Source organism: Bradyrhizobium sp. NAS96.2, assembly GCF_001908235.1.
Classification (GTDB): domain Bacteria; phylum Pseudomonadota; class Alphaproteobacteria; order Rhizobiales; family Xanthobacteraceae; genus Bradyrhizobium.
In genome coordinates, this window is sequence record NZ_LGHK01000021.1 from 1 (window position 1) to 13,210 (window position 13,210).

12 protein-coding genes are annotated in these 13,210 nt (G+C 63.5%); 9 read left to right on the top strand and 3 right to left on the bottom strand.

Annotated elements, in window-relative coordinates; all coding sequences use genetic code 11:
- Positions 1 to 282 precede the first annotated feature (282 nt).
- Positions 283 to 732: a cupin domain-containing protein gene (locus AC628_RS05385; RefSeq protein ID WP_074125704.1), complete on the bottom strand. Its 450-nt coding sequence runs from the start codon at positions 730 to 732 to the stop codon at positions 283 to 285.
- Positions 733 to 913: 181 nt separating this feature from the next.
- On the opposite strand from AC628_RS05385, the gene AC628_RS05390 reads away from it, so the two are divergent.
- The 3 genes from AC628_RS05390 to AC628_RS05400 all read left to right on the top strand — a co-directional run bounded on the left by AC628_RS05390 (position 914) and on the right by AC628_RS05400 (position 3,721).
- Entirely contained in the window at positions 914 to 1,939 is a 1,026-nt protein-coding gene (locus tag AC628_RS05390; RefSeq protein ID WP_074125705.1) for an ABC transporter substrate-binding protein, read from the top strand.
- 42 nt (positions 1,940 to 1,981) lie between these two features.
- Positions 1,982 to 2,683: a hypothetical protein gene (locus AC628_RS05395; RefSeq protein WP_074125706.1), complete on the top strand. Its 702-nt coding sequence runs from the start codon at positions 1,982 to 1,984 to the stop codon at positions 2,681 to 2,683.
- A 105-nt stretch (positions 2,684 to 2,788) separates the two neighbouring features.
- Positions 2,789 to 3,721, top strand: a complete 933-nt coding sequence (locus AC628_RS05400; protein WP_074125707.1) for a division plane positioning ATPase MipZ — start codon at positions 2,789 to 2,791, stop codon at positions 3,719 to 3,721.
- Between the two features lie 7 nt (positions 3,722 to 3,728).
- Here the strand turns inward: AC628_RS05400 and AC628_RS05405 are convergent, their stop codons facing one another.
- Positions 3,729 to 4,295 (bottom strand): RidA family protein, encoded by a 567-nt coding sequence (locus tag AC628_RS05405; protein WP_245321038.1) that lies wholly within the window; start codon positions 4,293 to 4,295, stop codon positions 3,729 to 3,731.
- 231 nt (positions 4,296 to 4,526) lie between these two features.
- Here AC628_RS05405 and AC628_RS05410 point away from each other — a divergent pair, with 231 nt between their 5' ends.
- The 6 genes from AC628_RS05410 to AC628_RS05435 all read left to right on the top strand — a co-directional run bounded on the left by AC628_RS05410 (position 4,527) and on the right by AC628_RS05435 (position 10,546).
- Entirely contained in the window at positions 4,527 to 5,837 is a 1,311-nt protein-coding gene (locus AC628_RS05410; protein ID WP_074125709.1) for an ABC transporter substrate-binding protein, read from the top strand.
- A gap of 242 nt (positions 5,838 to 6,079) precedes the next feature.
- Complete coding sequence (locus AC628_RS05415; protein WP_074125710.1) at positions 6,080 to 6,853, top strand: ABC transporter ATP-binding protein; 774 nt, start codon at positions 6,080 to 6,082, stop codon at positions 6,851 to 6,853.
- Between the two features lie 5 nt (positions 6,854 to 6,858).
- A complete protein-coding gene (locus AC628_RS05420) occupies positions 6,859 to 7,563 on the top strand; it encodes an ABC transporter ATP-binding protein (RefSeq protein ID WP_074125742.1) in 705 nt (234 codons plus the stop codon).
- A gap of 187 nt (positions 7,564 to 7,750) precedes the next feature.
- Positions 7,751 to 8,632, top strand: coding sequence for a branched-chain amino acid ABC transporter permease (locus AC628_RS05425; protein ID WP_074125711.1), 882 nt, complete (start codon positions 7,751 to 7,753; stop codon positions 8,630 to 8,632).
- The gene (locus tag AC628_RS05430) at positions 8,629 to 9,639 is read left to right on the top strand and encodes a branched-chain amino acid ABC transporter permease (protein ID WP_074125712.1); all 1,011 of its coding nucleotides are present in this window, start codon (positions 8,629 to 8,631) and stop codon (positions 9,637 to 9,639) included. Before AC628_RS05425 ends, AC628_RS05430 begins: the two co-directional genes overlap by 4 nt.
- Positions 9,605 to 10,546: a polyphosphate kinase 2 family protein gene (locus AC628_RS05435; RefSeq protein WP_074125713.1), complete on the top strand. Its 942-nt coding sequence runs from the start codon at positions 9,605 to 9,607 to the stop codon at positions 10,544 to 10,546. Before AC628_RS05430 ends, AC628_RS05435 begins: the two co-directional genes overlap by 35 nt.
- Positions 10,547 to 10,819: 273 nt before the next feature.
- On the opposite strand, the gene AC628_RS05440 is transcribed toward AC628_RS05435, so the two are convergent.
- Positions 10,820 to 13,036 carry a spermine/spermidine synthase domain-containing protein gene (locus AC628_RS05440; protein ID WP_168193305.1) on the bottom strand — a complete coding sequence of 739 codons (2,217 nt, stop codon included), beginning with the start codon at positions 13,034 to 13,036 and terminating at the stop codon, positions 10,820 to 10,822.
- Positions 13,037 to 13,210 lie beyond the last annotated feature (174 nt).

The following is a 13,210-nucleotide window of genomic DNA, read 5'->3' on the forward strand; positions in this document are numbered from 1 at the left end:
CCGATCGCGATCTTGCTCAGGAGCAGTCCAGGCAGACTGTGGTGCAAACGATCCGACGATCGACCGGCTCGATCCGGGTGGCCACCCGGATCGAGCCATTCCTTGCGGAACGCAACAAAGATAGCAGAGCCTTCCAGTACAAGGTGCGAGCGAAGCGAGCCTCGAAGGATGCACGGCCCGGGCTATGGCCGATTCACCCTTCGAGGCTCGCCCAGCCGCGCAAGAGCGCCGCTGGGCGCGCACCTCAGGATGACGGGTTTGTTTGGGTGGCGGCTGCCGTCTTCAATCCAGCAGCTTGGTATCATCAGGCGCCTGCGGCGGCGTCTTGATCGCGATCGCTTTGAACGGACGCCCGTTCGGCTTGGTGCCGCCATGCGGCGTGCCCTTCGGGATCACGATCAAATCGCCCGGCCTCACGGTCACTTCCTTGTCGCCGAGCCACACCGTGCCGGTGCCCTCGAGGATGAACTGCATCTCGTTGGTGTTGGGGTGCATGTGCTTCGGCACATTGCCGTCCTGGATCGAGACGGTGGCGCCGTCGGCGGCGACGAATGTCTTGGAGCGGAAGCCTGTCTTGTTGGCATCGCCGAGCTTGTCGCCCTCCATCTCGCCGGTGTGGATGATTTGCGCGGAGATGCTCTCGGCCGCGAGCGCCGGCCGCAGCAAATGGGTGACGCCGCAGCCGGCGGCAAAGGCAACGGCTATCGACAGCGCGGTTGCAATACGATTCATGAAGACCTCCCTTGGTGTTTCCCTTGAAGTATTCTTGATGGTTCTATTCTTGGTGCTTCTTCGGCGTTTTCTGCATCCACGATGCTATGCCTTGGCCGCAGGCTTGACCAGTTACCGGAAAGTCGCCTTCTCAAGGCAGGCCTGCTCCTCTATCTTGCCGGCCAGTCGAACGGAGGACGTCATGAATAAATGGCTTGGCAAGCTTGCCGGAACGCTGCTGGCGCTGACCCTGTCCACGGGCCTTGCCGCGGCGCAAAGCAAGATCACCATCGCGGTCGGGGGCGGCGCCTGCCTGTGCTATCTGCCCACCGTGCTGGCCAAGCAGCTCGGCGAATATGACAAGGCCGGGCTTGCGGTCGAGCTGGTCGACCTCAAGGGCGGCTCGGACGCGCTCAAGGCCGTGCTCGGCGGCAGCGCCGACGTCGTCTCCGGCTATTTCGACCATTGCGTCAATATCGCCGCCAAGAAGCAGGAGATGCAGGCCTTCGTGGTCTATGACCGCTATCCCGGCCTCGTGCTGCTGGTCTCGCCGAAGCACACCGGCGAGATCAACTCGGTCAAGGATCTCGCCGGCAAGAAGGTCGGGGTCAGCGCGCCGGGCTCCTCGACCGACTTCTTCCTGAAATATCTGTTGAAGAAGAACGGCCTCGATCCGTCCGGCACCGCCGTGATCGGCGTCGGCCTCGGCGCCACTGCGGTGGCTGCGATGGAGCAGGGCCAGATCGATGCCGCTGTCATGCTCGATCCCTCCGTCACCGTGCTGCAGGGCAGCCACGCCGACCTCAAGATCCTCAGCGACACCCGCACCCAGCACGACACGCTCGCGGTGTTCGGCGGCGAATATCCGGGCGGCGCGCTCTACTCGACCACCACCTGGGTCAACGGCCACGACAAAGAGGTGCAGGCACTGACCAATGCGATCATGGCGACGCTCGCCTGGATCCATTCGCACTCCGCCGAGGACATCATGGCCAAGATGCCGGAAGACCTCGTCGGCAAGAACAAGGAGCAATATCTGGCCGCGCTGAAGAACACGATCCCGATGTACTCGGAAACCGGCAAGATGGATCCCAAGGGCGCCGAAGCCGTGCTCGCGGTGTTCAGCGAGGGATCGCCTGATGTCGCGAAGGCCGGCATCGACGTCACCAAGACCTACACCAACAAATTCGTCGATCAGGTCAAGAAGACGACCGGGAACGCAAAGTAGCTTGCGCAAAGATCGTACCAGAATGAGTGCGCGGTGAGCGACATGCCGTCTCCGCTGATTTGTCGCGTCACCGCGCTGGACCTCGCGTTGCAGCGGCGTCCCTGGCCGTTCGCGAACGAGCGGCGCGCCGAGATCGACGCGCATTTCGCCGAACAGCAGCGGCTGAACCCGAACCTGTGGAACGGCCGCGTCCTGCTCGGGCGCGATCCGGTGTTTGCCGATGCGCGGCTCAGTGCGAGCTATTTCGAGACCGATTTTGCAAGCTTCCTGGCCTGGCGCGATTGGGGCTTTCCGGACAAGGAGGTCTTCAACGGCTTCGGCATGGGCGCGCTGCTCGCAAGCGACGGCGCCTTCGTGTGCGGCGTGATGGGCGAGCAGACCGCGAACGCCGGGCGGATCTATTTTCCTTCCGGCACGCCCGATCTCGACGACATCAGGGGCGACACGGTCGATATCGCCGGCAGCGTGATGCGCGAGCTCGAGGAGGAGACTGGGCTCAAGCCATCGGATTGCCGTGGCGATGCCGACTGGCACTGCATCTACACCGGGGTTGCGCTCGCGATGATGCAGATCCTGCGCGTCGACATGCCCGGCGACGCGTTGCGTGCAAAGATCGAGTCCAACCTTGCGCGCCAGCAAAATCCCGAGCTCGCCGGCATCCATCTGGTGCGCAGCCGCGCCGACCTCACCCCCGCCATGCCGCGCTTCGTGACCGCGTTCATCGAGACGCAGCTGCCGGCGTAGCTTTGGCGTCCGCTGCTTCGGAATTTTTGTCACGACGCCATTGGAACCGAGCGCTGCTTATCGCATTCATTTCTCAGTGGTAATTGCAGACTTGCCAGGCTTGTGATGCTGTACACGGCACCGATCGCAGTGCCGGGGGCGCCACACGTGATCGTCATCGGGAATGAGAAGGGCGGCTCAGGAAAGACGACGATCGCGATGCATCTGGCTGTCGCGCTTCTGAAGCAGGGTCAGCGGGTCGGCACCATCGATCTGGACAGCAATCAAAAGGCTCTAACGCGCTACATCGAAAACCGGCGCATCTGGGCCAACCACCGGCGGATCAAACTCGAAATTCCGTTGCATCGTTACGTCCGGCGTGCGGAGGGCGCGAAGCTGGACGACAATGAGGCCGCAGAATTGGCGGCTTTCTGGGAGGCGGTCTCCAGTCTCAAGGAATCTCTCGATTTCCTGGTGATCGACACCCCTTCGACGGATACTTACCTGATGCGTCTCGCCCACCTCGTGGCGGATACGCTGCTAACGCCCGTCACCGACAGCTTTCTTGACCTCGGCACGCTGGCCTCAACCGATCCCATCACGCACGAAGTGACGGGAACCGGTCACTATGCGGAGTTGGTCTGCGACGCCCGCAGGCGACGTCTCCAATTCGACCGGAGCCATACCGATTGGGTCGTCATCCACAACCGCTCGTCGGCGCGTCGGCTGGTGCGGCGGAGTCTTGCCGAAGCAGGAACAAGGCTGGCGTTCAGGCATCTCGGAGGTTGTTCCGAGCGAAACGTGTATCGCCGGTTCTCCGCTTCCGGGCTCACCGTCCTTGATGCACTGGACGAAGCAATCCTCGGTGAGCGGCCGGATCGGTCGCACCGATTGGCTCAACAGGAGATGTGTCATCTCATCGAGCTGTTAAGGCTGCCGATCAGCGAGCGCGCACGCCGAAGGGCCGCGGCGCGCGAGGAGTGGTTTGTGTCAGCACATACGCCGCTTGATACCGGGGATCTGCTGGCTGATGAAATTGCCGGTCCACTGCCGGAGTAACGGCGGATCATTCGGCCACTTCAACGACCATCTCGACCTCCACGGCGTTGTTGAAGGGAAGACCAGCCATCCCGACAGCAGATCGCGCGTGTTTGCCGGCTGCCTCGCCGAAGACCTCCACCATCAGATCGGAAAAGCCGTTTATGACTTTCGGCTGATCTCCAAGGCCGTCGGCGGAATTGACCATCCCGAACACCTTCACCACGCGCTTGACGCGATCGAGGCTCCCAAGTGCGACGCGTACCTTCGCCAACATGATCAGGCCGACCTGGCGGGCCGTGTCATAACCTTCCTGCACGGTGAGGTCCTTCCCAACCTTGCCTTTGTACTTCCAGTCAGCAGCCGGGGTGTTTCCCGCGAGAAAAAGCAGATTGCCGACCCGGACCGCATCGACGTAGTTGGCGACCGGTGTCGGAACGGGCGGCAGCGTGATGTTCAACTCCTTCAGCCGGGTCTCGGCGGACGGTGAATTCTGCGCCACCGCACCCGACGAAGCGGCAATCCAAGCTCCCAATCCAAGCACGCACGCACCCAACCACGAGATGAGTCTCGCTCTGCAAAGCATGTGAGTCATGTGTCGCCTCCGATGACAATTACTTCGCAGCCCTCAGGATAGGGCAGAAATGGCGAAGCTGCCTTCCGTAGTTCTCCGGTCTGAAAAGTCGTCGACACCGTTCCGCCGAAACTTTGCGCAAGCCTGCGCCGCGCGGACGCAGCCATCGCGCTTGACATCATCGGCCGCTCACCCTGTGATAGGGCGGCACGACAACAAAAAATGCAGTGCACAATCTCTGGGGAGGGATGCATGCCGGTCAGGAGGGTCGCCCGCTGGCTCGCGGGTCTGTCTGTCGCCGTTGCGACGCTCGGCGTGGCCGCACCCGCGCATGCGCAGGACAAGAAGGTCAAGATCGGCGTGATCTTCGATTTGACCGGCCCGCTGGCCGGCGGCGGCTCCGAACTGCAATATACCGGCGTCAAGATCATGCTCGACCATTACGCCAAGACCGGCGTCGAGGGTTACAAGGTCGAGGCAGTTTATGCCGACGCGCAGAGCAAGCCCGATATCGCGATCAACGAGGCCGTCCGCCTGCTCGAGCAGGAGAAGGTCGACATGGTGATGGGCTTCTTCTCCTCGGCGCAATGCGTGCCGGTGGCGGCCCGGGTCGACCAGATGAAGAAATTCATGTGGATCACGACCTGCATCTCCTCGGGCGTGTTCGACGGCAAGAACTACAAATATGTGTTTCGTCCGCAGGCCGCCGGCAACCAGTACGGCATGATGACGACCGACTTCATTGCGCAATATTCGCTGTCCAAGTTCGGCAAGGAGCCGAAGGACCTGCGGGTCGCCATCATCCATGAGGACGGCGCCTACGGCGTCGACGTCGCCAAGGGCAACGAGGCCGGCGCCAAGAAAGCCGGCTTCAACATCGTGCTCAAGGAAGGCTATTCGGCGACCGCGCCCGATCTGTCGGCGCTGGTGACCAAGCTGAAGCGCGCTAAGCCGGACGTGATCTTCCACACCGGCTACAATCCGGACATCACCTTGCTATTCCGCCAGGCGCGCGAGCAGGGGCTGAAGTTCGGCGCCATCGTCGGCCACGGCGCCGGCTACGGCGTCTACGAGAAGCTGAAGGAAGGCCTCGGCGCCGACGCCAACTATCTCTTCAACACCGACCCGATCTCGATCTGGCTTGCCAACCAGAAAGGCATGGACCCGAAGCTGCCGCCGGTCATCAAGATGGTTGGCGAGGAGTTCGACAAGCTCAAGCCCGGCGTGCCGATCCGTTCCGCCCATGTCGGCATCGGAGCGGCCAACGCCTATGTCTTCCTCGACGACGTGCTGCCGCGCGCGATCAAGAAGTATGGCGGCGTCGATCCGGACGCGCTGCGCAAGGCCGCGCTCGACACCGACATTCCCGAGGGCGGCACCATGCTCGGCTACGGCGTGAAGTTCTACGGCGAGGGCGAGCAGTATGCCGGGCAGAACGCGCGTTCGTTCCCGGTGGTGCTGCAATATATCGACGACAAATCCTATGTGGTGTGGCCGAAGAGCCAGATGCAGCGCGAGACCGTGCTGCCGCTGCCGGCCGGCACCACCTACAGCTACAAATAGCTCAAGCCAGATGAGATCAGGTCGAACAGTAGCCGTGCAGGAAGCGCGCTCCCTCTCCCGCTTGCGGGGGAGGGCTGGGGTGGGGGCTCTCTCCACAAATCGTATCGTGGAGAGAGCCCCCACCCGGATCGCATCTTCGATGCGCTCCGACCTCCCCCGCAAGCGGGAGAGGTGCAGCGAGCCTGCGGCCGGGCTACTCCCGCCTGACTGCATCCTGCTTTAGCGCTGCGAAAGGGACCGCCGTGCTCGCCGTAGAAGGCCTGGTCAAGCGGTTTGGCGGCTTTCGCGCCGTCAACAACGTGTCGTTCCGCGTCGAGCAGGGCGAGATCCTCGGCCTGATCGGCCCGAACGGCTCGGGCAAGAGCACGATCTTCAACATGCTCTCCGGCACCTTGCCGCCGACCGAGGGCTCGATCCTGTTCGACGGCCGCGAGATCGCCGGCCTTGCGCCGCACCGCATCATCGTCGGCGGCATCGGCCGCACGTTCCAAATCCCGCGGCCGTTCCATCGCCTCAGCATTTTCGAGAATGTCGTGCTCGCCGGCTTCTATGGCCAGGGCCGTCACAGCCGCGCCAAGGCCGAGGAGGCGGCCGAGCATGCGCTGGCGATGGTCGGCCTGCCGACCGATCGCCATGCCAGCGTCGAAGGTCTGGGCGCCGCCGGATTGAAAAAGCTTGAACTCGCTAAGGCGCTCGCGACCGGACCGAAACTCCTGCTCGCCGATGAAAGCCTCGGCGGGCTCGACGAGGCCGAGATGGACCAGGCCGCCGACATGCTGCGCCGGATCCGCGACGAGCTCGGCATCACCATCATCTGGGTCGAGCACATCATGGGCGTCTTGATGCGGGTGGTCGACCGCGTGATGGTGCTGGATCACGGCGAGAAGATCGCCGAGGGACTGCCGGCCGATGTCGCTGGCGATGCCAGGGTGATCGAGGTCTATCTCGGCACCGATGCGGACGCGAGCCTGGCGGCGGCGGCCGCGGCGCAAGCGCGCCGCCGGATCGGGGCGTGAGCGGCATGCTGGAGTTGAAATCGATCGACGCGGGCTATGGCAGCTTCCAGGCGCTGTTCGACGTCAGCCTCGACGTCAAGGCGGGCGAGGCGGTCGGCGTGATCGGCCCGAACGGCGCCGGCAAGACCACCTTGATGCGCGTGATCTCCGGCTTGATCCGCCCGATCAGGGGCACGATCGCGATGGAAGGCGCCGACGTCGTCGCGACGCCCGCGCACCGCATCGTCAGTCTCGGGATCGCGCATGTGCCGGAAAACCGCCGGCTGTTTCCGCGGCTCACCGTGGCGGACAATCTGAAGATGGGCGCCTACATGCCGGGTGCCCGCGCGCACTATGCCGAACGGCTGGAGTTCGTGTTCGAGCTGTTCCCGCGGCTCAAGGAGCGCCTGCAGCAGATGGCCGGCACCATGTCGGGCGGCGAGCAGCAGATGTGCGCGATCGGCCGCGCGCTGATGTCGAACCCGAAACTGCTGCTGCTCGATGAGCCCTCGGCCGGGCTCGCGCCGGTCGTGGTGCAGCAGGTGTTCGAACTCGTCAAGCGTATCCGCGCCAGCGGGCTGACGGTGTTGATCGTCGAGCAGAACGTGCAGCAGGTGCTGCGCGTGGTCGACCGCGCCTATCTGCTGGAGGCAGGCAGCATCCGCGCCGCCGGCACGGCAGCAGAGCTCGCGGCCAGCGATACCATCAAGCAGGCGTATTTGGGGGTGTAGGGGATGATGACGATATCGGAAAGTGTTGCGGCATCGGCGGTTCACCTCTCCCCTTGTGGGAGAGGTCGGATCGCATCGCTAGATGCGATCCGGGTGAGGGGTTACGCCCTCTCGTGGGACCTGTTGCCCTCACCCGGCGCTACGCGCCGACCTCTCCCCGACGGGGAGAGGTAAGAGAGAGGCAGCCATGCAATCCTTCCTCGACATTTTCGACATCTACCTGCTGGAGGCCGTGATCAACGGCATCCTGCTCGGCGGCGTGTTGGCGCTGCTGGCGCTTGGGCTCAATTTGATCTTCGGCGTCATCGACGTTACCTGGATCTGCTACGCCGAGCTGGTGATGATCGGCATGTACGGCATGTACTATCTGGTGCAGGTCTTCCATCTGCCGTATTGGGCGGCCGCGCCGCTGGTCATCCTGCTGGTGGCGCTGCTGGGTGCCGCGCTGCACTTCTTCGTCATCGCGCCGCTCTTGACCGCGCCGCCGATCAACCAGCTGCTCGCCACCGGCGGCGTGCTGTTCATCCTGCAGAGCTTTGCCACCGTCGCCTTCGGCATCGACTTCCGCAATCTCGGCATCCGCCTGCCGGTGCTGGCGCTCGGCGAGATGAATTTCAGTTACGCGCGATTGCTGTCGTTCGCGGCCGCGCTGGTCGGCATGGTCGGCGTCTATCTGTTCCTGACCCGCACCTTCACCGGCACCGCGATCCGCGCGATCGCGCAGGACCGCCAGATCATGCCGCTGATGGGCGTCGATCCCAAGCGCATCTATCTCGTCACCTCGGCGATCGGCGGCGGGCTCGCCGGCCTCGCCGCGTGTCTGTTGGTGCTGCAATATGATGTGCATCCGTTCGTCGGCCTGTCGTTCGGGCCGATCACCTTCCTGATCTGTGTGCTCGGCGGCCTCGGCAACTTCATCGGCGGCTTCATCGCCGCCTTCGTGTTCGCCGAGATCATCTCGCTCGGCGGCCTGTTCTCCGATCTCGAATGGGGCTACGTGCTGGCGTTCGCCTTCTTCATCGTCATGATGTTCATCCGGCCCGCGGGCCTCTTGGCGAGGCGCTCGTGAACAGGCAGGCCGCCTTCTGGACCATTGCGCTGCTCGCGCTCGTCGCGCTGCCCTTCGTGCACCGCGATCCCTATCATCTGCACGTGCTGGTGCTGATCCTGATCTGGTCGTTTGCCTATACGTCGTGGTCGATCATGGGACGCTTCGGCCTGGTCTCGCTCGGCCATGGCGGCTTCATGGGGATCGGCGCCTATGTCACTGCGCTGCTCTGGAACCACCTCGGCGTCTCGCCCTGGATCGGCATTCCCCTGAGCATGGCGACCGCCGGCGTGCTCGCGCTCATCGTCGCCTATCCCTGCTTCCGCTTCCGCATCACCGGGCACTATTTCGTGCTGGTGACCTTGGCGCTCTCCGGCATCGTGCTGCAGGTCATCACCGCGACCCGCGACTATACCGGCGGCTCGCTCGGCTACACGCCGCAGCGCGCGCAAAGCGGCAAGGGGCTGTTTGCGCTGCAATTCGACGACAAGACCACCTGGTACCTGATCGCGCTTGCGGTGTGGGCCGCAGGCCTCGTGATCTGGCGCGCGATCGACCGCAGCATGATCCGCCATGCCATGGAGGCGATCTCGGAGGATGAGGACGCCGCGGCCGCCGCCGGCGTCAACGTCACCGCCGAGAAGCTCAAGGTCACGCTGATCAGCGCGCTGATGACGGCGCTGTCAGGCGCGCTCTATTGCCAGTACCAGATGTTCATCTCGCCGGACACCGTGAGCGGCATCGCTGTTTCCTTGCAGATGGTGTTCGCGGCGATCGTCGGCGGTGTCTATGTCGCGCTGGGGCCGACGGTCGGCGCCGTCATCACCATCGTGCTGGCCGAGGTGCTGCGCATCTCCTTTGGCACCAAGGCGGTCGGCTGGGACAATCTGGTCTATGGCATATTGCTTGTGCTTTTCATCATCTTCCTGCCCAAGGGCATTCTTGGTAGCGTGATCGACCGGATCAAATCGCCACGCAAGCCGTCGAGAGGCCATGAGCAGCAAACCGTCCCCATCGCTCGCCGATGAACTGAAACCCCACGTCGCGCCGTTTCGCTACGACGGGAGTGGCGAGTTTCACCTGAAGTCGTACCCGACCGCCGAGAAGGGCGGCATCGACAAGGACGCCGGCGGCAAGATCATCGAGGCCAACCGCAAGCGGCTCAACGATTTCCAGGAGAAGCTCTACGCCCAGGACCGCTGGTCGCTGCTCCTGATCTTCCAGGGCATGGATGCCGCCGGCAAGGACAGCGCGATCAAGAGCGTGTTCGAGGGCGTCAACCCGCAGGGCTGCGAGGTCTCCTCCTTCAAGCAGCCGTCGTCGCGGGAGCTCGACCACGACTACATGTGGCGCGCCATGATCGCGCTGCCGGAGCGCGGCCGCATCGGCATCTTCAACCGTTCCTATTACGAGGAGTGCCTGGTGGTGCGGGTGCATCCCGAGGTGCTGGACAAGCAGAAGATCCCGAAGAAGCTGGTGACCAAGAACATCTGGCGCGAGCGCTTCGAGGACATCTCCGCGATCGAGCGCTATCTGTCGCGCAACGGCACCGTGATCCTGAAATTCTTCCTGCACGTCTCCAAGGAGGAGCAGCGCCAGCGCTTCCTCGACCGGCTCGAGGAGCCGGCCAAGAACTGGAAGTTCTCGATGGCCGACATCTCCGAGCGGCAGCTGTGGGCCAAATACCAGGCGGCCTATCAGGACATGATCCACCGCACCGCGACCAAGGACGCGCCCTGGCACATTGTGCCGGCCGATCACAAATGGTTCGCCCGCGTCGTGATCGGCTCGACTATCGTCAATGCGCTCGATCGGCTCGCTCTGAAATTCCCCGAGGTCGACAAGGCCGACCTCAGCGAATTCAAGCGCGTTCGCGCGGCGCTGGAGGCGGAAGGCAAGGGCGGGGCGGCGGAGAAGAATGCGACGAAGAAGTAGTGGGTCACGCTGCTGGTGTATCGTGTTCGCAGGTGAACTCGTTGCTTTGTGAGGTGAGCACGTTCGTCCGGCTCCCTCCCCCCTTGTGGGGGAGGGTGGGGAGAGGGGTGGCCCCGGGCGAGATGACGAAGAAGAAGCGCTGGCTTGGAAATTTAGATCGCGTCGTCGAAGATAAATCGAGAGAGTCCCCGTGTGGTACCCCTCTCCCTAACCCTCCCCCACAAGGGGGGAGGGAACCCTGCCGCCGGTATGTCCCTTACGCGCTCTCCGCCGCTAGCTCTTGCGCGACGGCATCCAGGCGGACAGCAGGTAGAAGCCGATCGCTACGATGAGGAGGTAGCGGAAGCCGAGCAGGGTGGAGCACGACTCGGCTAGGCCGCCGATGACGGAGCCCGCGATGTTCGATCCGAATGCCTGATCGGGATTGGCTTCATCGCGGAACGAGCGGGCGAAGATCACGCCGGCGAAGAACATCGGGCCGAGCGCCAGCGCGCACGGGATCACGTAACGCCAGACGATGCCGCCGGCCAGGAACGTGTCCAGCGGCACCAGCACCGAGACCGCCAGCAGCGCCAGCAGTCCGGCATAGTGGCGCACCAGCCGGGTGGACGGCACCTTGATCACATAAAGATTGGCGGCGAGGATCAACAGCAGCGCGGTGAAGAACACCGCCGAGTTGACCAGCCAGGTGCTGCCGAACAGCAGCGCCATCTGCACCACCGCCTTGGTCTCGAGCAGCATGAAGGCCGCGCCGAGGAAGAACATCCGGTTGTTGGGCCGCCAGGCGCCCTTCGGCTTGAACAGGTAGACGAGGCCAAGCCCGAGCACGCCGAGCAGGATCATCGAGCGAACGGTGAGGTCGGGGATCAGCCGTCCGCTGACATAGAGGAACGGCCAGTCGTCGCTGGTCGATTGCTTGGCGCCTTCATTGTCGACCACCAGCTTCGCCGGCGCCAGCGGCACCCAGTCGCCGCGCTGGGGCGCAGCCTTGTCCTGCTTGTCTTGTGCTTTTTCTTGCGGCTTGTCGAAGCCGTTGACCGCCAGGTTCTCCGGCGGAATGCTGTTCAGCCAGAACTTGCCGCGGTCGCGAAACGCGGTGGAGATACGCGGATTGCAGCCCGCGATGATGGTGGTGAAGCCGACTGCCTCCGACGACGTCAGCGTCTCCTTGTAGGGCAGCGGCAGCACCAGCGGATCGCAGCCGAACACCTGCTTGGCCATCTCGGCGACGCGCTGCACGATCCAGCCCTGGCGGTAGTAGTTGTACATCACGAAGATGCCGTCCTGCTTCAGCACACGGCGGACGTCCTGGAACGCCTGTTCGGTGAACAGATAGCTTTCGAGACGGATGTTGGCGTAGCCGCTGTGCAGGATCAGCGAGTCGACCAGCGCATACACCACGAGATCATATTTGCGGTCGGTGGTGCGCAGGAAATGCCGGCCGTCGTCGAGATGCGGCACCACCCGCGGATCCTGATAGGGCTTGTCGGGGTGGTTGTGGATGCCGATGTCCTGGATCGCGGGATCGATCTCGACCGCATCGACGCGCTCCACGCCGAAGCGCAATGCGTGCGCGAGGTCGTTGCCGGAGCCGGCGCCGATGATCATGACGTCCTTGAACGGCGCGCCGCCGCTGTGCTTCTGTAGCAAATGGATCAGCGAGTAGGACGAGCCGCGTTCGCTGAACGGCATCATTTCCTGATGGCCGATGCTGTTGACGGTGATCTCGCCGCTCTTCTTGTTGAGGTCGACGGCGTAATAGGGCGACCAGCGGATGTCATGGTTGCCGGAGCGATCGGTGTAGAATCCGGTGAATCCCACCACGAAGATGATGGTCACGAGGCGCAGGATCGACAGCGCCTTGTCCTGGTAGAGCAGGTAGACGATGCCGGCGCAGCTGATGCCGAACCAGACCACCGGCGGCGCCTGCGCGAACGACAGCAGCGAGAACCCCACGATGCCCGCGAGGCTGCCGCCGATATTCAGCGAATAGCCGGCGACGCGGTTCGGGTAGGCGTCGAAGGCGCGGCCGAGCGTCTGGCCAAGGCCGACGAACATCAGTGCGATCAGCACGAAGAACAGCCCGGCGATCGCCTCGATCGGCACGACGAATTTGGCGAGATCCGGGTTGCGATACTCGGTGCCGAAGAACACCTCCTGCGGCGAGGCCTGATGGCCGACGTCGACCGCGAACTCGCCCCATTGGAAATACAGCACCATGATCGTGGCGACCGCCGCGAAGGTCACGAGCGCGAGCCCGGGAAACAGCGCAAGCCAGTTGGTGCTCCGCCGCGCGGCAAGGCAGCCGCAGGACATGCCGAGGAAGGCCGCCAGCAGCACGATGTTGGTGAAGAATTGCAGGAAGACGACCTTGGCCGAGAACCAGCGAATGCAGGCCAGTTCGAGGAACAGGATCAGGAATCCGACGAGGAAGAGATTGAAGCCGGCTTGTCGCTGATTGGGCCCTACGGCCACGTTCGTCGCGGGCATGATCCCCATATCTCCTTAACCAAACAAGGTCGCGCCCTTAACACCCGGCCGCCGCCCGCACCCTAGATGCAACCTGTTGAGCAAAGATTGACTTGGCCTGCCGCGTACGCGCGATGGTTGTCTCCGTCGGCGTCACGCATGATGTCATGGTGTAGGAGAGGTTTAGCTGTGAGC